This window comes from Peribacillus sp. NPDC056705 (genome assembly GCF_043656335.1).
Map to the genome: position 1 here is coordinate 50,293 of NZ_JBHTYI010000012.1, position 25,667 is coordinate 75,959.

Annotated in this window: 22 protein-coding genes; 3 read left to right on the forward strand and 19 right to left on the reverse strand. The window is 40.8% G+C overall.

The annotated features are described in order from the left end of the window. Positions 1–248 precede the first annotated feature (248 nt). Entirely contained in the window at positions 249–1,046 is a 798-nt protein-coding gene (locus ACFRAK_RS16080) for a DUF2935 domain-containing protein (RefSeq protein WP_387708323.1), read from the reverse strand. Between the two features lie 408 nt (positions 1,047–1,454). Between ACFRAK_RS16080 and ACFRAK_RS16085 the strand changes: the two genes are divergently transcribed. Continuing rightward, positions 1,455–2,093: a formylglycine-generating enzyme family protein gene (locus tag ACFRAK_RS16085; protein WP_387599313.1), complete on the forward strand. Its 639-nt coding sequence runs from the start codon at positions 1,455–1,457 to the stop codon at positions 2,091–2,093. A 460-nt stretch (positions 2,094–2,553) separates the two neighbouring features. Here the strand turns inward: ACFRAK_RS16085 and ACFRAK_RS16090 are convergent, their stop codons facing one another. Next, positions 2,554–2,814: a hypothetical protein gene (locus ACFRAK_RS16090; RefSeq protein WP_260284938.1), complete on the reverse strand. Its 261-nt coding sequence runs from the start codon at positions 2,812–2,814 to the stop codon at positions 2,554–2,556. 175 nt (positions 2,815–2,989) lie between these two features. Between ACFRAK_RS16090 and ACFRAK_RS16095 the strand changes: the two genes are divergently transcribed. Then, on the forward strand, positions 2,990–3,703 hold the full coding sequence (locus ACFRAK_RS16095) for a class I SAM-dependent methyltransferase (RefSeq protein WP_387598498.1): 714 nt from the start codon (positions 2,990–2,992) through the stop codon (positions 3,701–3,703). A gap of 99 nt (positions 3,704–3,802) precedes the next feature. Here ACFRAK_RS16095 and ACFRAK_RS16100 read toward each other — a convergent pair whose 3' ends face one another. The 12 genes from ACFRAK_RS16100 to ACFRAK_RS16155 all read right to left on the reverse strand — a co-directional run bounded on the left by ACFRAK_RS16100 (position 3,803) and on the right by ACFRAK_RS16155 (position 18,966). After that, positions 3,803–5,353 carry a histidine kinase N-terminal 7TM domain-containing diguanylate cyclase gene (locus ACFRAK_RS16100; RefSeq protein ID WP_387598496.1) on the reverse strand — a complete coding sequence of 517 codons (1,551 nt, stop codon included), beginning with the start codon at positions 5,351–5,353 and terminating at the stop codon, positions 3,803–3,805. 266 nt (positions 5,354–5,619) lie between these two features. Next, positions 5,620–7,419, reverse strand: a complete 1,800-nt coding sequence (locus ACFRAK_RS16105; RefSeq protein ID WP_394572084.1) for a S9 family peptidase — start codon at positions 7,417–7,419, stop codon at positions 5,620–5,622. 301 nt (positions 7,420–7,720) lie between these two features. Further along, entirely contained in the window at positions 7,721–8,722 is a 1,002-nt protein-coding gene (locus ACFRAK_RS16110; protein WP_394572060.1) for a C40 family peptidase, read from the reverse strand. Between the two features lie 25 nt (positions 8,723–8,747). Continuing rightward, entirely contained in the window at positions 8,748–9,830 is a 1,083-nt protein-coding gene (locus ACFRAK_RS16115) for a dipeptide epimerase (RefSeq protein WP_394572061.1), read from the reverse strand. 14 nt (positions 9,831–9,844) lie between these two features. Beyond that, the gene (locus ACFRAK_RS16120; protein WP_387708528.1) at positions 9,845–11,005 is read right to left on the reverse strand and encodes a DUF819 family protein; all 1,161 of its coding nucleotides are present in this window, start codon (positions 11,003–11,005) and stop codon (positions 9,845–9,847) included. 173 nt (positions 11,006–11,178) lie between these two features. Further along, positions 11,179–11,496 carry a DUF3870 domain-containing protein gene (locus tag ACFRAK_RS16125; RefSeq protein WP_192204760.1) on the reverse strand — a complete coding sequence of 106 codons (318 nt, stop codon included), beginning with the start codon at positions 11,494–11,496 and terminating at the stop codon, positions 11,179–11,181. 588 nt (positions 11,497–12,084) lie between these two features. Continuing rightward, positions 12,085–12,951 (reverse strand): nitrilase-related carbon-nitrogen hydrolase, encoded by an 867-nt coding sequence (locus ACFRAK_RS16130; protein ID WP_394572062.1) that lies wholly within the window; start codon positions 12,949–12,951, stop codon positions 12,085–12,087. A gap of 50 nt (positions 12,952–13,001) precedes the next feature. Beyond that, positions 13,002–14,486, reverse strand: a complete 1,485-nt coding sequence (locus ACFRAK_RS16135) for a sodium:solute symporter family protein (protein WP_394572063.1) — start codon at positions 14,484–14,486, stop codon at positions 13,002–13,004. Further along, the gene (locus ACFRAK_RS16140; RefSeq protein ID WP_192204757.1) at positions 14,483–14,683 is read right to left on the reverse strand and encodes a DUF3311 domain-containing protein; all 201 of its coding nucleotides are present in this window, start codon (positions 14,681–14,683) and stop codon (positions 14,483–14,485) included. The genes ACFRAK_RS16135 and ACFRAK_RS16140 overlap by 4 nt, the downstream gene beginning before the upstream one ends. Before the next feature lie 133 nt (positions 14,684–14,816). Further along, positions 14,817–16,049 (reverse strand): Zn-dependent hydrolase, encoded by a 1,233-nt coding sequence (locus ACFRAK_RS16145; RefSeq protein ID WP_394572064.1) that lies wholly within the window; start codon positions 16,047–16,049, stop codon positions 14,817–14,819. 89 nt (positions 16,050–16,138) lie between these two features. Then, positions 16,139–17,758, reverse strand: coding sequence for an amidohydrolase (locus tag ACFRAK_RS16150; RefSeq protein ID WP_394572065.1), 1,620 nt, complete (start codon positions 17,756–17,758; stop codon positions 16,139–16,141). Positions 17,759–18,081: 323 nt separating this feature from the next. Then, positions 18,082–18,966: a hypothetical protein gene (locus ACFRAK_RS16155; RefSeq protein WP_394572066.1), complete on the reverse strand. Its 885-nt coding sequence runs from the start codon at positions 18,964–18,966 to the stop codon at positions 18,082–18,084. A gap of 191 nt (positions 18,967–19,157) precedes the next feature. On the opposite strand from ACFRAK_RS16155, the gene ACFRAK_RS16160 reads away from it, so the two are divergent. Beyond that, positions 19,158–19,889, forward strand: coding sequence for a hypothetical protein (locus ACFRAK_RS16160; protein WP_394572067.1), 732 nt, complete (start codon positions 19,158–19,160; stop codon positions 19,887–19,889). Positions 19,890–20,000: 111 nt separating this feature from the next. On the opposite strand, the gene ACFRAK_RS16165 is transcribed toward ACFRAK_RS16160, so the two are convergent. The 5 genes from ACFRAK_RS16165 to ACFRAK_RS16185 are packed head-to-tail and all read right to left on the reverse strand — an operon-like array spanning position 20,001 to position 25,657. After that, a complete protein-coding gene (locus ACFRAK_RS16165; protein ID WP_394572068.1) occupies positions 20,001–21,278 on the reverse strand; it encodes an MFS transporter in 1,278 nt (425 codons plus the stop codon). Positions 21,279–21,316: 38 nt separating this feature from the next. After that, positions 21,317–22,792, reverse strand: a complete 1,476-nt coding sequence (locus tag ACFRAK_RS16170; protein WP_394572069.1) for an aldehyde dehydrogenase family protein — start codon at positions 22,790–22,792, stop codon at positions 21,317–21,319. Positions 22,793–22,847: 55 nt separating this feature from the next. Further along, positions 22,848–23,984, reverse strand: a complete 1,137-nt coding sequence (locus ACFRAK_RS16175; RefSeq protein ID WP_394572070.1) for an acyl-CoA dehydrogenase family protein — start codon at positions 23,982–23,984, stop codon at positions 22,848–22,850. Between the two features lie 21 nt (positions 23,985–24,005). After that, positions 24,006–25,202 carry an acyl-CoA dehydrogenase family protein gene (locus ACFRAK_RS16180; RefSeq protein WP_387598456.1) on the reverse strand — a complete coding sequence of 399 codons (1,197 nt, stop codon included), beginning with the start codon at positions 25,200–25,202 and terminating at the stop codon, positions 24,006–24,008. A gap of 38 nt (positions 25,203–25,240) precedes the next feature. After that, entirely contained in the window at positions 25,241–25,657 is a 417-nt protein-coding gene (locus ACFRAK_RS16185; RefSeq protein ID WP_342615716.1) for a Zn-ribbon domain-containing OB-fold protein, read from the reverse strand. Positions 25,658–25,667: the final 10 nt, after the last annotated feature.

Below are 25,667 nucleotides of genomic sequence, written 5' to 3' on the forward strand. Positions count from 1 at the left end.
TTCAGCACTCCTATACTTCTAATAATTGATTTTAGTTCTATTAGTATAACATATGGATAGGAATTAACTTCCTTAAAAATTACACCCCTTAATGTTAACCTACCAAGAAAAACGTTTTAAACCATGTGTGGCTCAGAATGAAAAGTTGACCGAATGCTTCTTCGAAGATTTAACGATCCTACTGAGCTTAATGTTACATTCAATAGATTTGAGCCCCTTTTATAGAAAGGGCTCTATGGTGGACTCTTTTATTCCACTAGCCTAGGTTTCGCTGGATCGCAGTTTGGCTTTTCTGTGTCTGTCGATTCAGCGAGTTTCGTTAAATAATAACATTCTTCACGCCACATATGATCTGCCATTAATGGCGAGAACGTTCCGAGAGCCTGCGCACTGAGATCAAGCTCCTCCACTTCAAGCAGAAAGTGCTGAAATAATTTAATTTCCAATGTAACGTCCTGATTCATTTTTTCCAATGCTGGGAATGTTGACAGATTGGTTCGTAAATATCCAGCCATTTCAACAGCTTTTAAATAAAAATCATTAAAATGTTTTTTATATTGGTCACTTTTCTCCTTTAATCTTTTTTCAACATCATCCATATTGGATGAAATTGCACTTGCATGCCCCGCTGCATCTAAAAGCCAAAGCAAATGATGATGAAGTTCATGGAAAACAGGCGGCATTTGATTTGAATTGAAGTATTTCAACAACCTTAAATATTCTTCTAATTCGTTCACCATATGATTAATGAATGAAGGTGAAAGATGTATTTTTATTTTACCAACCAGATGTTCTTTAAGTAGGTATAGCTTAAACTCCCGAAACCTTAATGCCTCTTTTTCAGCCATGGCCGTTAGTTGCGAAATCTCTTCTGAATTGGCTTTACCAAGGAGATTATCAAAAATTCGAATGAATTCTGAGGCAATTTCAATGTTTTCCACTTCAACCGGAGCTAAAGACTCATGGATGAACCTGCCATGGTCTCCTAAGATTTGCAGCCAAAACCGATGCTCGAATCTCGCCGTTTGTTCCAATAACTCGTTCATTCGCTCTCCCCCATAATTCAAAGTATCGAAACTCACTTATAATTTGTATTCCAAAGCCTGCAAACTTATTAATATGAATTGTATGGTGGCGTTACAAAGCTTAAACTTGATCCTTTACCCGCAGGAATGTTTACACCCCAAGAAATTAAAGTGGTATTTGAAGAGATTCTTCATTCACCTGATTATTACGTTTTAATCCGATATGCTCCGCAGTGAGTCAAACGTGTGCATACCCTCCACAAAAACGGACATCTTAGCACTTGTTTAACTCCCTGGCAGTTATCTGCAAATACAAACATCATATTTGTATTGATTTAACGGTTCTTGTTGTGGTAAAGTTTGTAAAATTCTGATCGTTTGGAGGAAGGTAGATTGTCAAAGGAAATAAAGAGATACATTGACTGTCCAATGGTGAAAATTCCAGGGGGAGAAATAGAATTAAGGGACGATAGAATTAAAAGCAAATGGAAAGCTGAAATAAGACCATTCCTTCTTGCCCGTTATCCTGTTACTACGGATTTCTACTATGCTATTACAAATAAAACGCCTAATTCTTTTGTTCGAAATCTAAAACCTGTTGTGAATATTTCTTGGAATGATGCAATTTCTTTTTGTAATCTGCTTTCACAGAAAGCCGGACTGGCAGAGTGTTATTCTAAAAATGGTGAAAACATAGTTTGTAATTGGGAATCAAGCGGTTTCCGACTTCCATCAGAAGCAGAGTGGCAATACGCATGTAAAGCTGGGACTGCTGGTTACAGATATGGTGAGCTGAATAAGATTGCCTGGTATAACGAAAATTCAGGGGGCATAATCCATGACGTAGGAACAAAGGAATCGAATCCATGGGGGCTGCATGACATGTTAGGGAATGTTTGGGAATGGTGCTGGGATTTATATGATGAACAAGTGTACGGCACCTACCGTATTTTTCGAGGTGGTAGCTGGGCTGAGGATGCCAGGGGTTGTGGAGCTTCATGTCGTCGGCGCAGCCATCCTACATTTCGCATAGACGACCTAGGATTCCGTCTTGCCCGGTCTTTTTAATTGGCTCTTTTCGTAAAGATTGTTGTTTTTAGAACGAAACGATTTAACGTTGATTGGAGCGCAAGTGCGAGCCTCTGCGGGAGCACCGCCCGCCACGCGGAAAGCGAACATCTGAAGGGGAAATCAACCCCAACGCATTACTTGGTAAATAGGAACAAAGTATGCGAAAACAGCCTTTTAATTTCAGCAATCAAGCCAACTTAATTCAAGGTTTTACAGTTTTACTAACGGATAATAGGAGTGAAAACAGAGTGATCAGCTGTATTTATTTGTGATGAACCCAAAAAAAGAAGCAGGTTCGAGCGATTAGAGGTTAAATTCAGATAAAAGAATCGTCTTACATGTATTTTAGCCGTACTGCTATTCATATTTCTTTTCAGTTTTTTTGGTTGGATTCCAATTGTGAACAAAATAAAAAACCTGATAATTTTTCAGGTTTTTTAATATTTTTATCATTCGATTACCAGAGAAATGCGAGAAAAACTAAAGATGCAATTGCCCCAAAGGCAAATCCATTTGCAGCACCCCAACCAAATCCTGTATTAAAACCACCATAACCAAACCCACCAAGGTTTCCGCCACCGTCAAATGGACGAATATATACACGGTTCGGCGTAACCCGGTGTATGATTCCCCGATGAACGGTTCCTCTACTTGTACGAATTTCAACCGGCCTTCCAACACCTTGCCTGCATTTATGATAATAATTATGATAACCCATTTTACACTCCCCTTGTCCGTCGATTATACATCGTATGCATTCGGAGACTAGCCTGCATGAATTAAATACCCACCAAACCTTTAAAAGTCTTTCCCATATTCCTTGCCAATGATTAAACACTCTTTGAAACCGAAGCATAAAATACATTTATACATGTACCAAAGGAGATTATGCCATGAACCACTCATACCAAGACGCACTAGCCATAATTGGAATTGAAGGGGCACACCCTGGTGGATTTGAATTGACTAAGCAGCTCTTGAAAAATGAAGAACTCGATCATACGTCAATAATCCTCGATGCCGGATGCGGGACTGGGCAAACCTCATCTTACTTGGCACAAACGTTTCTTTCCCAAGTATCCGCGCTTGATCATCACCCAGAGATGGTGAAACATGCAAAAAAAAGATTCCAACAAGCTAATTTAAGCATTGACCTATATAAGTCTTCAATTGAAGAACTGCCTTTTGCCAATAATTCTTTTGATTTTATCATAGCCGAATCAACGATTGCGTTCACGGATATACCAAAATCGCTCGGTGAATTTTTCAGGGTCCTTAAATTAGAAGGAACTTTGTTATCCATTGATATGACAGCAGAAACCAGCCTTGATTCTGCCTCAAAAAAAGAAATCATGGACTTCTATAAATTAAGAGAATTATTGACGCAATCCGAATGGTTAAAGGCATTCCAACAAAACGGATTTACAGATTCAAAAATCTTGAGATCGAGTACCGTCTTAGAGGAATTAATGAATTCTTCAGCATCAAATAGCCTCGTTCAGCCATTGAGTGAATCCTTGGAACGAGTCATGGACGAACATTACCGCCTCATTCTATCTTATGGACACAGCCTCGGATATAGAGTATACAGAGCAAGTAAAAAGTAGGGCATTTATAATGCATGACGCAGCTCAAGTTTGTCAGGAATTATGAACACAATAAAAAAAACCTAGAACAAGTTCAAGGTTTAATGGGATGGTTCCATCTTAGGCGATGATCTTTACACAATTTCGTCCATTCTTCTTTGCGGCATATAAGGCTTGGTCAGCCCGTGGCATCAATGTTTTGATGGATTGGCTTCGGTCGCCAGCTTCAATTAAGGCATGAGTCACCCCGAAACTGCAGGTAACGGAAATCTTCTCTTCGTTTACAACTGCAATGCTTGCAGAAACTTTTTCCCTTATAATATCGGCCAACTCATATGCGATGGCTAAAGCTGTATCCGGCAAACATATGATAAATTCTTCACCGCCATAACGCCCCAATAGATCGCCTTCCCGAATGTGTTCCTTTGCAGTATTTGCAACAAGCGTTATGACTGCGTCCCCTGCTTCATGTCCAAAAGAATCATTTACATCTTTGAAATGATCAATATCGAACATGATTACTGAAACACTGCCGCCTTCCATGCTTAGTTCATCGAATAACATTTCCGATTTATTAAAGAAAAAGGTTCTATTCAATATTTGGGTTAATCCGTCCAAGCTGGCCAGTTGTTTCAACTTTTCCAGCATAAGAACTCTATCAGTTACGTTGGCGAAGGTGATGATCTGTCCGATAGGCAGGTTACTTTTGTTGAGCACAGGTGAAAAACCAATATGGTAATGTACCATATTACCATTTAGGCTGCAATTAAAATCACTGTCTTGCTTAAGGTCGATTATTTCCCTAAGATGATGATTCCCATTTAGCAGACTTGTAATCGATTTACCTATGGAGTGTTCATCCAACATGGGTATGACTTTGCGCATTCCATGGTTATAGTCAACAATCAAACCCTGTTGATTTAAAACGATGACACCCTCTTTCATACTTTCAAAGACAGTTTCCCGAGCGATCGGGGCTACATTGAACATTTGAAAAGTCAAAAGTGCCGCACCATGAAAGATAAACGTGATACTCATGGATACAGGACCAAGATCGATGCCGTATGTGCTTAATCCGTTGATATAATAGTAATTTGCCATTATAGGAATAATAAGACCTGCCACCATCATTGATATTTGCATCCTGAATCTGAATGAGGATTTTTTCACTTGCTTTAGCAATATGATTATACTTAACATGACACATAAAAAAAGGAAAAGGGAGTGGACGTAAAACCAAGGGCCCCCCACCAGCTTAATAATTGGAAAAGGACTATCGCTTCTCAATTCCATTGATTTGTAATACAAGTGATGAAGGCCGTTTGTATAATGCATGAAAATGGTGATGAACGGAATGATGAAAAGGGCATATTGCCAGACCTTCTTAATTCTCTGCCCAACATATTCAAGGCACATCAACAAAAGGAATACTGGGATGAATGGTAATGCCAAGTACTCGACCCTTAACCAAAATATGATTTGTTCCAAAGATGTACTGGAAAGTTCGAAAGCATAGGAAAAAGTAAAAATGGAAGACAAAAATGTCACGAAAATATAGGGTTTTGCTCCAGGTGCATCCTTGATCCTTAACTGTGCAAATAAACACAGGAACAAGCTTAAAACACCTGCCATTATAACTACGAGTATGTATAACAATAATTCCCGTGGCAATCCGATCAACTCCGTTTAACAAAAAAATACTTTTTCCGTATATTATATAGCACTTTATGCCTAAGTGACCAGAGTTTATTCAGGGAATTCTGAATTTTAAATGCCAGGATTTTATAAACACGCCATATTGGGAAGCCATTTACTAATTCCCCAAACCGACGTACCTAAAATGCCAGTTTTCAAACAAAAAACCCTGCCTCATCACTGAAACGTGAGTAGCAGGGTTTCCAATTAAAATGTGAATAAACGGAATATCTTGATGCGGATTATACTTTTTCTGTTACTGCTGTGAATCGCTTTAAGAATGTGAGTATTTTTTGATAGACGGCAATTTCATTTTCTTTTTTTGAAAACCCATGTCCTTCATCTTCCAGAAGCATATAATCGACATCTCTTCCTTTATCCTTCAACGCTTTAACGATTTGATCTGATTCTGCTTTGACGACACGGGAATCGTTTGCTCCTTGAATGACAAGCATTGGCTTTATCATATATTCTAAATAGGTGATAGGAGAGTACTCGATTAGTTTTTCTTTATCTTTTTCCGGATTACCTACCCATTGATCCATGACTGGCTTCCATTCTTCTGGAACGGAATTGATAAATGAGAAGAGGTTGGATGGTCCGAAAATATCGACAACCGCTTTAAAATAATCCGCATGTCGTCCGTGTAGCAGAAGTGCCATATACCCTCCGAAGCTTCCGCCCATCAATAGAATGTTGCCTTTTTGTGCATGCCCTTGGTTAATGAGCCAATCAAGGCCGGCTACATTATCAAGTCTTGGTCCATTTCCCCAATCTCCTTCCACCATTTTCGTGAATTCCAAACCATAGCCAGTAGAACCGCGGAAGTTTGGCGCAAAAATACTGTAACCATGATTCAGGAAAAATTGAAATGATGCCCTAAAGGACTTCCGTTCTGCCGCTTGAGGACCTCCATGTGGCCAAAAAATGATTTCACCATTGTCAATTTCCTTTTTTGCCCTGAAAAATAACGATTCGATCTCCAGGCCATCAAAGGAAGGATATGTAATGATGTCCGGTTCAACCAATTCATCTGAATCGACGCCAGGAACAGTATATTTAGTTAATGATACCCACTCATCACCTGTTTTTTTATAGATATTATGAGGCTTTGTTGCGCTCATGCCAAATAAGTAAAGGGTTCCAGATGCAGTAACCTCAAGTTTATTAATGACGCTGCACGGCACGGTGATATATCTCAAATCTTTATTTTGCAGATTGAATTCATATAATTGATCTTCTACACCCTTTTGACTGGTTATATATATAAGTTGATTCTCTTTACTATATTTAATGGCAGTAAAACTCTCATTCTCCAATTCTTTAACTTTTCTGAATTTGTTTGTTTCAAGATTGTATGAAGCCAAATAGGTAAAGTCCGAATCATAATCAGTCAATAAATATATCATCGAATCCGAAACAAAAACACCATCATTCACTGTATGTTGTTTCTCGGAGGGCGGAGTGAGCAGGATATCTTCGTTCCCTTTCTTTGCATAGAGAAGGGTATTTGTATTAGCAAAGTGTTTATAGTAAAGTAAGGTTTCTTCATCCGGACTGAAGCCAAATAAATACGTCGCTGCGTCTTTTCCCTCGAGTATCAGCCTCTCCTGTCCTGATTCTAAATCTAAACAATAGGAATTTAGAAAGGTAGGATTTCCTCTGGATGTCGTGTAATAGAGCTTTTTACTGTCATTCGATAATTTTGGCATGAAATTACGTGTATTTTCATGATGGACGATTTCCTTCATTGTCCCGCCATTCAAAGGAATCCCGTAAAACTGGGTATTTTCATTTCCGTCTTGATCGAAACCAGCAATTATAAACCGGCTCTTCTTATCATATATCAGCTCTTGGCAGCTCTGATCAATGGTTGTAAGCGGATAAGGAAAGGAGTTTGGCAAATCCATTCCCCATAAATTATACTTGCCGCTCAAATTGGTACTGAAAACCAGATGTTTTTCATCTGGACTTACAGCAAAATCAGCAATGGAAAAGGTTCGTAAAAATTGCTCAACATCAGGTTTCGGAAAAGTGATCATCATTGGCAGCCCCTCACATTATAAAATATTAAGAAAAATCTGCAATTAACTATACCATATTTTTCCTTATCGGTATACGTATACCTTCAGTTTATAGAAGTAGAATTCTAGTTCATTATTCTGGTATAAAACTTATATAACTATTTTTACTAAGCCTCTAATCGGGAATAAACGTTTCTTCCGATGCATGCTAATTATTAAGTCATCGGGGCATCGTTTTGTCATCCGATAGAATGATGGAATTGGTATGTTCAAATACGAAAAAAGCTTAAGGGCACTGGGCTCTTAAGCTTTTTAAGCATCAATCGATATATCTTCTTGCTCCTGCATATTCCTCTCCGTATCCAGATGTTTTTATTTCATCTATCCTTACATGTGTCGAGCTGTTTGGCGAATGGATCATTTTGCCGTCACCAATATATATTCCGACATGGTGGACCTTTCCTGTCCCTTTATCATAGGCGAAAAATAGTAGATCACCTGGTTGAAGGTTTTCTTGCTCCACCTTTTTACCATATTGCGCTTGAATGGATGAGTCCCTTGGAATCGTTATTCCATTAGCATGGTACATTGTATAGGTAAATCCAGAACAGTCAAATCCAAATCCGGACATTCCAGCCCATAGGTATGGAAGCCCTAAAAATCCCTTTCCTGTTTCAACGATGTCCTTACCGGTTGGAGCTGGTATTTGATTTTCATTTTGGTAGATTGAAACATCCTCCTTTTCTATCCATTTTGCTCCATTACTCGGTGTCATCACCTTCACTTTATCCTTTTTAACCTGCAATAGCGGGAGGCGGGTATCGAAGCTGACCTCCATGAATTTTGACCGAAGTTTTGAGCTCGAATAAAGCCAAGTCTTCGGAGCATTTACAAGGGCAAATCCCCGCTTAAATTGCTTCTCAAAAGAATTTCCGTCTTTTAATTGTGCCTTTGGCATCCATCCTGGATAACCAATATCATTTCGGGGCGTCGGTTGATTGGAAACGGCTACTTTCACCCATTCACCCCGTTCTTCTAAAATCGTCACTTTTGAACCATATAAAGCTTGTGTTTCCAGGTTACCTACAAGCCATAGCTTGTCTTCATAATTCAACGAGCCGATCCAGGCATTCAAATCAACGGGATTCGATGCAGAAGGAGCATCGATATCCCTTAATGATTCCGACTCCGTCCAAAGAGTGGCCACAGCTACATCTACATAGGCAATTCTCTCCTTCTCTCTTGAACTAGCTTCATTGGGACTGAAAACTAAAATACCGAGAGTAAATAAAGATAGCACCACAACTGTTAACTTTTTCAAAAAAATCACCCTTTCGAAATAGTTTTTATTGAGTAAATGAGGATTTCCTCTTGACTCCTAGTCCAGGTTTATCAGCAATGAGAAGTTGATCTTTCATAAATTGAATGCCTTCAAATGGTTCATTCTTAATCCATAATGGTGCATCTAAATCAATCTTCGTTATATTAGGATGGGCGGTTGCCAGATGAGCTGCGGCTGCTACACTCACGGTCGATTCCATCATACTCCCGATCATGCATTCCACCCCTGCTGCTTCCGCCATATCTGCGATTTGAAGTGCACGTCGAATTCCTCCTGTTTTCATTAATTTAATATTAAGTAAATCAACAGCATGTTCATTCAGGAGTCTCATTGCATCACGAGGGGAAAACAAACTTTCATCGGCCATGATCGGCACTTGGACAGACCTCTTTATTTCTTTCAACCCTTTGATATCATGGGCTTGAACGGGCTGTTCCACCAAATCAACATTCAGCTTTCTTTCCTCGAGTTCATGAATAATGGAAATCGCTTGTTTTGTAGTCCACCCTTGATTTGCGTCAATCCTGATAGTAACCTGGTCGCCAACAGCAGCACGAATGCAGGCAACCCGCTCCACGTCACTCTTCCAGTCTTTCCCCAATTTTATCTTCATCGTTGAGAATCCGCCATCGATGAGGGACAATGCCGCCTTAGCCATTTCTTCGGGTTCATCAACGCTGATTGTCATATCATTTTTCAGAACATTCGATTTACCGCCAAGATATTGATATAAAGGGAGCTGCCATCGTTTGCTGACTGCGTCATACAAAGCGATTTCAACAGCAGCTTTTGCACTTGTGTTACCTACGCAGGTTTGTTGGATCTGCTGAGACAATGCATTGATATTCTCGATGTCGCGGCCAATTAAATGTGGTGTGATTACTTCTTCAATGACCGTCATGATTCCTTTTGTAGAATCACCTGTAATGGCGACCGTAGGGGCTGCGGCCCCCAAACCTTCTGTCCCATCCTCCAACATTACGGAAACCATGATGTTTTCAATTTCCATTGCTGTGCGTAATGCCGTTTTGAATGGCTTGACAAGTGGCAAGGTTTCCACTGATACTTTTAAACTTTCAATCTTCATATTAACAACCCTTCCTAAAAGCTTGAGAGTATATATGATGTAAGAATTCCAAAATAGGTGCCCAGAAGACTGCCAAGTACAGCCATCAATATCCCGACCGGTATTAGCGTCCGGTTGAATGCACCTGCCAATATAGGAGCTGATGCCACACCCCCTATATTGGCCAATGAGGCAACTCCCATTGTAAATAGATCCAACTTAAAGATTTTGGCCAAAATGACCATGATCAATCCATGAAAGAATAGAATCATAAATCCGGACAAAATATACACAGGTGCTTGAAACAGCTGTGAAAAATCGGCATGGGAAGCTATTAAACCAATGACTATATAAAGCATGACTTTTGAAATTTCCATGGAACCGGCAATACGTCCAACTTTTGTGACAGCCAGAATTAAACCTACGGTCGAAGCGATGATGATCGTCCAAGTGGTTCCATTCACAGCGGCACCCAGTACTGGCAGTCTCTCCCCAATTTTGGTTGCCCCTGCTGATACAATTAAAGCCAGCGCCAAGAAACCGATCAATTCCACGAATCCAAATTCCGTCTTGGCGGTTTCCCCCGCTTCAAGGTCGGAAGTCATTTGATCAATGAAAGATGTATCCGCTTTAGTCCAAATATTGAATTTTCCAGCAAGAGGCACCAGCCAAAACAAGAACATGACCCAAATGGAATAATTGACTGTATCCATGATCAACGCATAGCCAAATATATTTTCAGGTACATCGAGTATTCCTTGCAAGATCACCATATTGGCAGATCCCCCTGTCCAGCTTGCGCTCAAGGCCGAGAACGCCTTCCATGTTCCTTCAGCATAAAAACCATTCATTAAAACGTAAGTAAGTGTGAACCCCCCGATGATGCTGAAGGAAGCGGCAAAAAAAGTTAAAAGCATCTTTGGTCCAAGTCTGATTATTTTTCGCATATCGCATTGCAAAAGCATGAGCATTAACATGGCGGGTAGCAGGAGTCCTCGTATGGTGCCATATGCACTTTCGACTGACTCACTATCTGAAAAGACCCCGAATGTTTTCATCATTGCCGCTCCAATATAAATAAGGACAATACCAGGAACATACTTGAAGAACTTTCCTCCTATCTTTTTTTCCGCTACCGCAATCACGGCAGTAAATGCCAATAAAAAACAGACAAACATCACACCATCTTGAATCATATTCCATACCTCCTTATATTTAGGGAGTTTCATGATAATAAAATTAAATTTCAATTTTATTCAAACCCGCCAATGAAGTCTTGCATAGACCTACATAAAAAAATCCAGCTGCCAAAGAGCGCGTACACACTCTTTAACAGCTGGATTTCAATTGCGACTGACAAAAGAAGCAGCTATGACTTATAAAGTTGCTGATATTTAATGCTCGCATTTCTTAGAGCGACGGTCAGTGCTTTCTGAGATGAACCAAAGTACCGTTTCTCAATTTCCTTCTCCAATTCATCGGGCCGAAGGATTGATTTACCTACTAACATGGATTGAATGAAGCGTGATGTAATCGATATTGTAGTCGAGCATTCCGCATCCACGATATCATGCGTATCACTATCAATGACGAAACCGATAAAAAAGCAGTTGAATTGCTGTGTAATTGGATTATTGGATGCCGCCTTCGATTCGCCAACTATATATACTGTGTTCTGCTGAAACATACTTATAATGCCTCCTGCCATTACAGACATCATAACAGGTATAAATAGGGTGACTATCTATATTATTACAATATGGAATGGTTACATACATTTTAATATATGTAACATGCATTTGACAATATATTTTGTATATTAAGTCAATTCCCGTTTCATGCGCAAGAGAATAGAAACATTTTATAGTTAATGCGCGCCAAGTGAGGAATAAATGCAAAATCATACATGGAAGCCATAAAACGAAAGGTTTTGCAAATCTTAAACTAGATTAGTATGACAATTCCTTCGGTTTTTTTATTGGAAGATAGAAGAGGAAAAACACCCTTGTATTAATATTGTCGCATACTGTAGACAAATTTTGAGAAAAGCCAGCAGTCTTTGTTAAAAAAGTTCGAGCTTGCTTTTAGAAATCGGCTCCCTTTCCGCCTACTGACTGCCTACTGACTGCCTAGCCTCCTCGCTACGAGGAGTCCCGGCTAGCCAGTTATTCGGCAGGAGTAACACAAATTCATTCCATTCATTGAGAATCATCTCATATAAAACTGTGAAAAATAATAATCGGGATAATTTCCGAACCACCTTTTTTAGACAAGATTATTTCAGCCCTTCATAAGGCTCATATTTCGCATACATCTCTTTTCGGCGATTACGATCCTTGAAAGTGGTCGCCGCACCACTTTTTCGATTCTCATAAAGCTCGTCCATATCGACCGTCCCGGTAATGACTGTATGTTCATTCATTACCGCCTCGGCTACTACTCCATTTGCTGGCCAAGCGCTGTCACAGGGACTAAGTATACTGGCACGGCCGTAACCGTTCGGCAGCGGCGCCCCAGGTTCACCAACAGTTGGGCAATGAACAAAATATACCTGATTCTCGATTGCGCGTGCATGTGCGCAATGGCGTACCCGCCAAAAACCAGCCTCTGTAAATGTGTATGATGGGCAAAAAATGATGTCGGCCCCGTTCACTGATAATATCCTTGAAATTTCAGGTATCTCCGCTTCATAACATACCGCTATTCCTATCTTAACCGGACCTACGGAGTAAACTTCCAGATCATCACCTTCAGAAGTATGCCAATTCGCTTCAGCAGGAAAGATATGAGTTTTTTTATGCTCAACGACCGATCCATCTTTATCAAAAATGTATGCGATATTGAAGTATTCATTTTCGCGGTGTTCCAGATGCGTGCCCGCAATGATGACCTGCTTTCTTTTTCTGGAAAGTGAACGGAAAAGATCTTTGTATTGATTGGTATATTCATCAATCCTGATAACGGACGAAGCATCTTGTTCTCCAAAGGCCGCTGATAGCCCGATGGTTAACAGTTCCGGAAAAATGATATAATCCGAGTTTTCGGGAACTTGGGTGATCAAGTCTTCTACTTGTTTCTGAAATTCATTGAAATTTGACACTTTTTCTACTCGAAATTGACAAGCGGTTATTTTAATTTTCACAAAAGCCCCCCATAACATGCTTTTTATTTCATTAGCCTTGTTAAAAGAAATTAGGATATCTTGTCCAAATCATTCATTTCGGTCTGTTGCATAGAGATATGTTTAGTCAGTGCACTTACAATGAATGTTACAAGAATATTAAACAACAGAGCTATGACGCCTGTACTGATATCATTAATTACATGTGGGATATCCGGCAGGAATGTAGCAACCTTCACATCTGCAATTGTCGCATATAAAACTATCAGGACACCTGCCAATATCCCTGCCATTGCACCATACTTATTGATCATATTGGTTTTTGATAAACTGCAAAACAAGGAAGGTGCCAGTTGTGTAATCAAACTGTATGACATGATATTCAAGATGGCCAAAGCCTCGCCGCCTGTTATCGTTACAATTAAAGCAATGATTGAGATACCGATGATGATGATCCTGGAGACAATCAACTGATGTGTTTCAGTCGCAGCAGGGACCAGAACTTTGTAAAAGCTATTTGTCAGACCTACCGATGCAGCCATTAGCATGACTGAAGCAGGGACCAGGGCCGTCAATAAACCTGCAGCTCCGATAACTCCTATCACCCAGGGATCGAATGTTTGAATCGCCAGCCTTAAAAGTGAGAGATCCCCATCAGCTCCTTGCAATCCCGGGATTTCCATGATGGCTGTAAATCCGATGAAAAAAACGAATAGCAGTAACAATGTGTATAAGGGTAACGCAATCGCATTTTTGCGAAGGGTCCTTTCCCCATTGGACGATAAAACGACCATGAATGTTTGTGGCAGCAAATAAAATCCTAGTGCATTCAGCAAAACGGTGGACACAAACCAGGACTGACTCAATCCTTGATCTGCCAAAACCAACATTTCCGGTTTAGCAGCTTGGACGGTCTCGAACATTGGCTGTATGCCTCCGAAGTAATGAAATGGAATGTAAATCCCTAAAAAGATAACGACTACCAAGATCATGAAATCTTTCAGTATGGCTGTCCATGCTGATCCATGAATGCCTGAAATCATTACATAGGTAGTTACGACAACAGCACCGATGACACTTGCAGCTACTGGAGAAATAGCCCCGTAAGATGCTTCGGAAACAATGATACCTAATCCTTTGAGCTGTATGACTATGTACGGAACGAGGGCTAAGCTCCCCAATACAGCAACGATCATCCCCATTGCCCTGCTTTTATATTTAGATGCAAAATACTCTGGCTGAGAGATGATGGAATGGCGTTTTGAATATCTCCATATTTTAGGGACGAGCCAATATGATAGGACGTAGGCTAAGAAAATATAGGCGGGAACATAATAAGCAGCGGCACCCTTTGAGTAAGCCCACCCACTTCCGCCCAGGAATGTAAAAGTTGTATAAATTTCACCTGCTATCAAGAGAAAAATGAAGAATGTACCGAAGCCCCTGCCCCCTACGGCAAATTGCTCCATGTCCATATCCTTCCCCTTTCTTGCTTTTATCCCTAAATAAAGTGCCAGAACCAAGAAGATGGAAATGATGAGTAATGATATATTCATTCAGAATCACTCCCTTTATTATCAGGATCGAACTTATAGACAATCATTAAGATGATCGATGCCATGACCATCCAAAATGCGACCCAAAATAACAAAAAAGGCATCCCCAATATGTACGGTTCTATTTTATTTGCATAGGACAATAAACCTAAGAACCCTATAAATGGAACAAAAAGCAATAACTTAATAGCATTCAAATTATACCCTCCCCTAATTAGGTTTCCAAAAATGGATCACCATCAGTCAAGCCTAGTTTCAAACTGAACTGATGGTTTGATAGCATCCGTGGCTAACTGTCATTAGCTGCTTACAACCAATTGTACATGCGTCTTAAGGAGACTGGATGGCAAGGACCGTTTCCAATATAACATTGACGCCTTTTTCACAATCTTCCCAAGTAGTAAGTTCCTCTTCACAATGGCTTTTACCGTTGATGCTTGGTACGAAAACCATGGCAGTCGGTATATAACTGGCTATAAACTGCGCATCATGTCCTGCACCGCTTACCATTCTCTTATAGGGTAGACCTAATGTATTGCTCGATTGCTCTAGCAAATTGCAAGTGGACTTGTCGAACCAAACGGTATCCCTGTCCCATAATTTTTTCACTTGGATGTCGCATCCGCCTTCTGAACCTGTAGTTGTAAGGCTTTCAATGATTTCCTCCACCTTTTCGATGACATTGGAATCCTTGTGTCTCGCTTCTAGCGAAAAAACCACTTTATTAGGAATAACCGTATGAATATTAGGAAACACATTTACCCTTCCCATCGTAAAAACCAAATCGTCTTCAAGCATGCTTAGCTTCTGACGAGCCTCCATAATCAAGGTATTCGCAGTGAAGAAAGCATCTTTTCTCATATTCATCGGGGTGGTACCGGCATGATCGGATTCTCCAGTAACTTCTATCTCATAGCACACCATGCCAAGGACACATTCAACGACACCGATCGTTAGTGATTCACGTTCAAGAATTGGCCCTTGTTCAATATGCAATTCTAGAAATGCAGTCGCTTCTTTTAAACGATTCTCTTTATCCCCTTCATATCCAATGGCATTCAGGGCACTTTCGAAAGTCGTTCCGTCACTATCCGTCTTTTGCAGCATGATGGATTTTTCGAATTTACCTGAAAGGACTCCCGAAGACATCATGGAAGGTTCGAATCTGGCTCCCTCTTCGTTTGTAAAATTGACGATCATTATCGGAATTTCAGGTTGGATACTATTTTCCACCAAAGTCCGCACCACTTCCAAGCCTGCAGCTACACCCAAGATACCATCAAACCTCCCGCCCTTCTTTACGGTATCCATATGTGATCCCATCACAATAGGCGGTTTGTTTTCAAGTCCCGCTAATGTAGCGTAAATATTCCCCATATCATCAACCTTAATGGTCATACCCAATTCTTTACAGCAAGCGCAAAAGTAATCACGGACTAATCGGTCTTCTTCTGAAAGGGAAAGCCGTGTGACTCCATTATTTTCTGTCCTTCCAAAATCAGCGAATTTCTCGAGCGTACGACTCAGCCTCTCACCATTAATTGATAATTTTTGCTTTTTCATAGCCAATATCCCCCTTTAAATTCTACATGCGTTCGCTTAAGAAAAAATGAAATTGAAGGTATGGTTGTTTTAGAATGGTTATGCCGGATTTATATTTCTACTAATGTTCCCCTATGATAAAGAATCTCCCCATTCAGAATCGTTGACTCAACTTTCAAATCCTTGATACTTTGGGAATCCACCTTCAATATACTATCATTCAATACTACTAAATCGGCCAGCTTTCCTGCCTCCAGGCTGCCTTTGATATCTTCATCGAAACTCGCAAACGCGCCATTCCATGTGTATAGTTTTATGGCTTCCAATACGCTAATAGATTGAACCGGACCTATTTTCGTACCAGATCTGCTTGTTCTATTAACAGCAACGTGTATGCCTAATAAAGGGTCGTGATCAGTAACGGGAGCATCGGAACCTCCTGCGGCCAAGATGCCATTATCAATATAATCACGGGCGGCGTACATGTGGTTGACCCTATTGCCGTAGTGTTCAATATATATATCGCCGAACTCATAAGGAAATGGGGGGTTGGGGATTGGGATGACTCCAAGTTCTTTCATCCTCATTTGTAAATCTGGCGAAGATATTCCAGCATGCTCGATTCTATGTCTATGATCTTTTCTGGGCGATTCATCCAAGGCCTTTTCCACACAATTCAAATACATCTCTATCGCTTTGTCGCCCTGGGCATGGACTGTGATCTGATAACCTTTTTTATGTGCCTGACCTAATATTTGATAGATTTCCTCTTCTTTATAATAAAGAATGCCAAAATTGCCAGGATCACTCGAATAAGGCTCACGGGTAGCGATTGTCGGACCGGTACTGCTGCCATCCGTAAACAATTTTGCTGGACCGATTTTGAATCTTTCGTCCCCAGTTCCGGTCATGACTCCCGAATCCACCATTTTATTTACAAATTCATGAGAATTATTCAATGAACCGACCATCGCATAGATACGGACACGAATATCGTTATTTTTTATGGCCTGCTGCATTAAACGGAAACTTTCAGGACCATGGGCACCAGCTTCATGAATGCTTGTTATGCCTGCTGCGATGAAATGTTCCGAGGCTATTTTCACGGCTTTCAACAGTTCACTTTCTGAATAACTTGCTCTGTCGGCCATTATCATATTTGCTGTTTCAATGAGTTTGCCTGTAATCCTCCCAGCCCTATCCTTTTCTATGATCCCCCCATTTGGGTTCTCTGAGTTCTCATCAATTCGGGCAATCGCTAACGCCCTGCTATTCACCACGCTTATATGGCTGCATGTACGGGTTACCATGATGGGATGGTCTGTTGAAATAGCATCCAGCTCGGCTATTGTTGGATAACGTTTTTCTTTCACGGCGGTCTCATTAAAGCCCCAGGCGCGGATCCACTCACCTTTTGGGACCGTCGAAGCTTTCTTCTTGAGATCGATCAATAAATCTTCTACAGATTTGATATGTTCTGCTTTACAACTTACTGCCAATTGATTGGCACCGTACAATATAAGATGAATATGAGAATCAATAAACCCGGGAAGTAATGACTTCCCCTGCAAATCAACCACATTTGTTTCTTCCCCGATGAATGCCTTGATTTCATGATTCGTACCGACTGCCGAGATGCGATTACCTTTAATTGCCAGGGCTTCTGCTACTTCATTTTTTTGATTTACGGTTATGACCTCGCCATTCATGAACACGATATCAGCTTTCAAACAACACACCCCTTCCTTATTGTTTCACCCTCATTACTACGTCCTCTTCCTTTTCTTTCTCTCGCCTTCACTTATCGGAATATTCTGTTTTCAACAGATTCATTATATCCACACCAGATTGTGAAATCATTAGACAAATAGTCAAAAATTTCATCGTTTTTTTATACCTTTTATATAAATATGTCTTATTCCTTATGATTTACTGATCCAGTTCCCTTTTATCACGCAAAAGTGATTGATAATATTCCTATGGGTTCTATAACCAATAAAAAAAGGGATAGGTATAGCTGCTGATATGCTTACCTATCCCGCCTTTCATTTTTTTACAAGCCATTCAATTTTCCAAGAATGCCAATGGTCAAATACTGTTTGTTTGCATTAAAATCCCATGTCCAGTAGCGAAGGCTTAATTCGCTTTTATCCACATTTTCAATAAACGTTTTTACCCCAATCAATGCTGCCCCATATCCTACGTTCGAGGCCAATGCAAAGATGGCATTCATCCCTTCATTAATTGTATCCATATACTCAGGTTCGATTTTTAAGATATCAGTCCATGTAATACAGAATCCATTTTGCTTGGTACATTTAGAAATAGAGTGATTCATTTTACGTACGATTTCATCCCTTAAATCTAAAATTCCATTCTTGATCTCTTCTGCGCCTTCTTTCTGATATTGGTGTTCGTAATCAGAAAACAGTTCCTTGGCCCAATTATAAAATAGTTGGGTATAAATGGCTGATGTTGCCACGATATCAAAATCATTATAATAATTAGCAAAAACACTTTCAGAAAGCTTACCTAACCGATTCTCGGTTTCCTTTAAATATTGAGTAATTCCCTTTGCCGTTTCACCACGATCCAGCATGGAAGATAGGTCGTGTTCAAAATCCACTTTATCAAGGCCTGTTACATCGATTTCAACAAGTTGAATTTTCTTCCGAGTCCGTTCAGGCAATTTCGCCGTACCATTTTCCATACTTTCCATATCAATATCAAATAAATATATGGAGTTGCATCTAGTCGCCAGATACTCTAAATCCAAATCATCGCAATTGCCTGCACCAACGATAGCCACTTTATCTGCGAACGCTTTTTTCGAAAAAACGGCATCGAATAGCCCTGTAACTTGTAGACGATGCTGTTGCCACCTCAACTTTCTGTATTCATCCCGATTATGATTCATTTTTCTTTGATAGATTTCCAAGTCAATCTCTCCCTTTAGGGTACTAACGATTTATTTATTGTAACAAAGTATCCCGATATTTTGGAGGGCAGGCAATTTAGATTTGGCACCGGGAAAAGATCGGCTCAATTTCCATAGTAAAATGAGCGATAACAATGTTAGAATAATATGGTAATAATTGATAAGTAGCAGAGATTACAGGAGGGTGTTCCTTGAGTAAAACAAAAAAGATTTTACTTACTTTACTAGGTATTTTTTCAATCATCGTCGCCGGAGTGGCGATACTTATGTTTTCATTCACGCAGAGTATGAAAGCAGATCCCGCTGAAGAAAAGAAGGTCCGGGATCAAGCTGAACGATATTTAGGGAAAACTTTTGATGACGGAACCGAAATATATGATGTCCTATACGACAATATGGGAAACCGGGGCAATTTTGAATATGCAGCTAAAGTGAAACATGAAAAATATGATACTCAATTTCTAGTTTTCTTTAATGAGGAAACAGGGGAAATGGAGGACACATTCATATCAGATAAATGGCAAGATGATGCAGAAAAAGAAATAAGGCCTTATGTTGAAAAAGAACTTGGTGACGTATTGATTTCCAAAGAAATGGGAGATATTGCAGAGAGTGATGAGTGGAAGGAGATTCAGGAAGAAATAGGCGATCATAATCAATTACTCTTGGTCTTTGATGAGGAGATCGGGAAAGAATTGAAGATTGATCCGAATAAACCAGCCAGCTATAAAGATTACGAAGTGTCCCCAACCATTCGGATAACCCTTTCACGTAAGAAACAGGACGCAGATGATGGCCGCTTCACCAAAATTATCAAAGCCCTAATAAAAGATGGCATTCTTAAACATGGAAATATGATTGTAGAGTATATTAGTGCCAATGGTGTGCCACTTGAAGATGAGGAATGGAGTAAAAAGTTTTAAAACCATCATATAGTTTAACAGTAAGGTAAAGAGCAGCATTCTAGCCTGCCGCTCTTTACCTTTTTTGATTACGGGAGACAAACCCTTCAATATGGCTTTTTCTCTAGCAATCTATCCTATTTTTTGGTCGGGAATATTTTTGATTTTGCTGATGGTCTTTTTTTTCATGCCATTTGCCGTTAGTACGCAAACCATACTGAAGATGAATAAACAAAGGAAAAAGATCCAAGCTGCACGATAGCTTTCTGTCAAATCATAGATTAAACCCGAAACGATCACTCCCAATGAACCTGCTGCCACAAAAAAAACTTGCACGATGCCAAAGATGGAGCCGAAGTCTTTCTTTCCAAAGATATCATTTGTCATGAAGGGAGGCCCTAGGGTGGATATCACTATGCTAAAGCCAAAGACGATGGCGAATAGGAATGCGAATGCCTGTGTTTTCGCTAACAATAGTGCCGCCATTGCGATTGTCATGCAAATCCCTACATAAATGGCACCGCCAGCCGTACCGAACTTATCCAATACAGCTCCAAGAATCAATTTCCCTACCGTATTTGCCAAAGATAGTATTCCGAAAATGGTTCCTGCAAAGATGGCTGGATGCCCTATGTCGATCAGATATGCCGGGATATGCATTTGCACCCCTCCTGCAACCAATGCAAAACAAACGATTCCCAGGACGAAAATCCAAAACATTGCCGTCTTTTTTGCTTCTCTCATCGTTAAGCCCTTCTGTTCAGATTCCACAGTCGTTTCGGCCATTTCCATGTTGTCAGAGCCCAGTGGAACAAGCCCCTTTTCCGCGGGACTTTTCTTTGCAAATAGTAAAACCAAGGGTAATGTTAAGACAATTATCAGTATCCCTGCTATTACGTAGGCCGTTCTCCAACCATAATTTGAGATTAATTTTGTAATGATCGGACTTAGGACCGCTGCCCCAATTCCCGAACCCGCAAATGCCAAACCCATGGCCTTTCCTTTTTTCTCATAAAACCAATTGGTTAACATGATTGATATGGGAATATTGGAAAAGCCTGCAACACAGATGCCGATTACAAAGCCTATGATACAAAAATATACAGCTGAATTGGCAAGCGAGTATGACATGAATCCTGCTCCGGCCATTACTACGCAAATTGACATGATCCATTTCATATTCCCTTTAGCGAGTAGTTTCCCCATGATTGGAGAAGCAACAGCCACTCCAAGGCCAGCAATGGAAAGTGCAATGGAAAAAGTTGTTCTGCTTATTCCTAAATCTTCTGTAACCGGAACCATGAACAAACTGTGCAAGGAATTTATTATCGAGAAACCGGCGAACATTATGAAAAAGCCACACAACACCACATACCATCCATAAAAAATGCCATTAGAATCTTGTGCCATCTACAGAACCCCCAGTCCACTATTTACAGCGAATTCCCTCATCCTATTTCCATATAAATGGTCTTCTCACGGGTATATTCAAGAATGGTATCCGTTCCGAATCCACTGCTTTTTTGGCCTCCGAATGGGAGTTCAGGTCCCACCCTGCGAAACAAGTTCACCCACACATTACCCGATTCCAGTTTGCGTACCATCCGATTTGCCCGATCCAAATTCGAGGTCCATACTCCAGCTCCTAAACCATAATCACTGTCATTAGCTATGGTGAGGGCTTCCTCTTCCGTATCAAAGGGGATAACGGTCGCTACCGGACCGAAGATTTCCTCTTGACAGATACGGAGAGAATTACTATTGACCTTGATCAGTGTTGGCTCAACCCAATAGCCATCAGCTAATTCGGGTTCATCAGGTAATAGGCTAACACCTCCATGACGGCCACCGATGATGATTTCCCCTCCTTCCTTTTTGCCTAATTCTATATATGAAAGGACTTTTTCATATTGAGCAGCGTTAGCGATCGGTCCCATTGAAGTGGCAGGATTCATTGGATCACCCAGATGAATTTGCTGTTCCATCACTTCTTTCATCCTAATGATCATTTCATCGAATATGGACCTTTGAATCAAAATCCTCGATCCACCTACACATAGTTGGCCTGCATTGCCGCTAAATATCCCATAGTTCGTCACCCCTTGTGCTGCTTTTTCAAGGTTAGCATCCGCAAAGACTATGTTTGGCGATTTCCCACCAAGCTCCAAAATCATGGGCTTGGGATTTCGTGCGGTCGATTGTGCTATCGCCCTTGCCGTTCCCCCAGAACCGGTCAAACTGATTTTGTTCACATCCGGATGTTTTACTAGAGTTTCTCCCACTTCCGCTCCGGTTCCTGATACGACATTCAGGATTCCTGGCGGGAGGATTTCATTAATCAGGTCTCCATATCGTAATGACGCGATAGAAGCCAACTCTGATGGTTTGATAATGACAGCATTTCCTGCTGCAATCGCATAGGCTGCTTTAATGGTAAACGTGAAAAGCGGTGAGTTCCATGGAAGGATTCCTGCTACTACCCCTAAAGGTTCCCTCAATGAATAACCTACACTTGCAGGTCCCAATTGGACAGTATCTCCCTTACTCCCAATAGCTGTAGCACCTGCTGCATCATACCAAAGGCTTGCTAAGCTGGGAATGAGGCCGTGGCTCGTTTCCCTGATCACCCAACCATTGTCTCTTGATTCCAACTCAGCTAGCTCTTCACCATGCTTTACGACTAAATCACCTATTTTCCGCAGGTAAGCTGCCCGGTCCATAGCTGGCCTCATGGACCAATCGGCAAAAGCAATTCGGGCTGCTTCTACTGCCGCTTCAGCATCTTGTGCCATACTGCAAGGAATGGTTGCCCAAACCTTGCCAGTTGACGGGTCGTAGCTCTCAATCCGCTTCCCGGAAGAAGCGGGAACCAGATCGCCATTAATCATATTCTGAAACTCTTTCACTTTATATGAAATTTCCAACGTTCATCTCCACCCTTCGGCTTAGTAAAGCACGAATGTAACCCATTCTACTTTTCTACCAACCTAATGCTGTAGCTGCCTGTTTGTAATATTGTTCAGTACTTCCTAAATAATTCTCATAGAATCTGGCACGCTTAACAAAAAGATGACAATCAATTTCTTCTGTAAATCCGATTCCGCCATGAATCTGAATATTGTCTGACGAAATACGTACAAATGCTTTCGTGGCAAATATTCGTGCGCAGGAAACGGCTTGAACCCGATCTTCTTCACCGCTTTCCAAAGCCCAGTTAGCATAATAAGCTAAAGATCTAGCTGTTTCGAGATCCATTTTCATATCGACGATTCTATGTTTAATCGCTTGGAATCTTCCTATGGGCTGACCAAACTGTTCACGGATCTTCGCATACTCTGCTGCCATCTCTACCACTTTCTCCATACACCCGACAATTGCTGCTGAGAGAGCTGCATTGAAAGAAAGTAACCCTTCTTGGAGGGCATCCCAACCTTGATGCATGGATCCAAGTACCTGACCCATGGGAATTTCAACATCATGGAAAGACAATGCTGCCAAATGCCGGGTTTCATCAATGTTTTTTTGGCTTTCCATCGTAATATTCGTTTCATTTCGATCGACGATAAGTAGTGTAATCCCATCATTTCGTCTACCTTTGCCTGTACGGACCAATACTATATAATGATCAGCCAACCCTGCATCGGGAACCATTGATTTCACTCCGCTCAATATCAGCTGACCGTTTAGGGATTTTGCCTCCAAGTTAATGTCAGAAGGACCGTAACTTCCACCTGGTTCTAACCAAGCTAGCGAGAATGTTTTTATACCAGCCGCAATTTCTGCTAAGTACCTATCTTTTTGTACTTCCGTCCCGAATTTCTCTATCAATGGCACAGCCAGTGCATTCGTTTCTAAAAATAAACCTGGCAATAAAGAACGGCCGGTTTCTTCAAGTACAGGTATTAAATCAAGGGGACCTAAGCCCATTCCCCCATGATCTTCCGATATATTAATACTTGAACATCCCAGTTCGGCAAGCCCGGATAATAAGGTCCTTAGAGATCCATTTTCACCCTCTATGTATGCGCGGGCCGTTTTTGTTTGCCCAGCACCATCTAAATATTTCCGGACATATCCACGAAACATTTCTTGTTCTTGATTTAAAGAAAAATCCACCTTTATTCCCCCCTTTTCATCTTAACGTCCCATATCTTTCGGTAAACCTAGAATCCTTTCCCCAATAGTGTTCTTTTGTATCTCGCTCGTTCCACCTCCTATTGTTTGTCCAAAAGAATAAAGATAATTATCCTGCCAATACGAGTTGGAGGAGATGGCATCTTCTTTCCACAGAACACCCTTATGTCCTTGTAATGAAATCGATTGGGACAGCAGCTCTTTAGTAAGTTCACTTACCATCAATTTATCCATCGAACCTTCTGCACCTGGATGACCGTTTTTTAATGTCTTAGTCAGATTCCGATAATAGTTCAAAAGTGAACCGCGCGTGCGAGTATATAAATCTACCATTGTATGACGAACAAGCGGATTGTCCATCAATGGCATATCATCTTCTTTCAATTCTTTGGCTAAGGCTACAAGTTCCTTAAATTGTTGCTCCAATGTAAAAACTTGCGCTCCGATTCCCGTTCTTTCATGCATAAGCAATGCAATCGTAACCTTCCAGCCTTCATCCACTTCCCCAACTATTTCAGTATCGTATGCAATCGCATCATTCAAATAGACTTCATTAAAATCATGCTGACCATCCATTTGAATGATGGGCCTAGTTTCCACCCCCGGCTGATTCATATCCAAAAGGAATACCGTTATCCCTTTATGCTTTTTATCGAAACGATTCGTCCTGGCCAATAAAAAGCATCGATCAGCTAAGTGGCCAAAGCTAGTCCAAACCTTCTGACCATTAATGATCCACCGATCTCCGTCCTTTACGGCGCTAGTTTGGATGGCAGATAAATCAGACCCAGCATTCGGTTCGGAATATCCTTGACACCATACTTCCTCTCCTGTAAGAATATTTTGGATATATTTTGCTTTTTGCTCGTCCGTTCCAATCTGCATAAGAGTGGGTCCCACCATATGGATGCCAACATAATTCACAAGTGCCGGAGCCTTTACTCTAACCATTTCCTGTTGATAAACTATTTCCTCCATCAACGTCGCTTCACGACCGCCGTATTTTTTTGGCCAAGCAATCGCTGCCCAGCCGCCTTCGTATAATTTCCTTTGCCAATTCCTCAGGAAAACGGCATACTCACCTTCATCTTTAGAAACATTACTGGTTCCTTCAAGCCAACCTTCAGGTAAATTTTCTTCAAGCCACGCTCTCAATTCAAGACGGAATTCTTCCTCTTTGGTTGTAAACGAAAAATCCATAGATTACTTTCCTCCTTTAATGCTTGCAAATTATACTTCTATACCTGAATCCATTGCGGTATTGACCGATCATCCGTAATATCCTTCCAAACCATCTTTACTGGCATACCCATTTCAATCTCTTCTGGTGAACAATGCAGAATATTTCCGATTAACTTGACCTGGGGCAACATATCTAATTCGACTATGGCAATCACTAGCGGTAAATCATCCTGGAATCCAGGTAAAAAGGGCCGGTAGGAAACGATATATGAATAGACTTTACCGTTAATATCGCTGCCTTGGCTTTCCCAGCTAAGTTCAGAACTGCCACATTTTGCACAGCTCGGACCAGGAGGATGGGAATATTGATGACAGCAATTGCATTTTTGAAGAATCAGTTCATGACGATCTGCGCCATCCCAATATGGACTATTATCCTGTGTTTTTAGCGGAATAGGTTTTTGGTATTCCATTTTGTTCCCT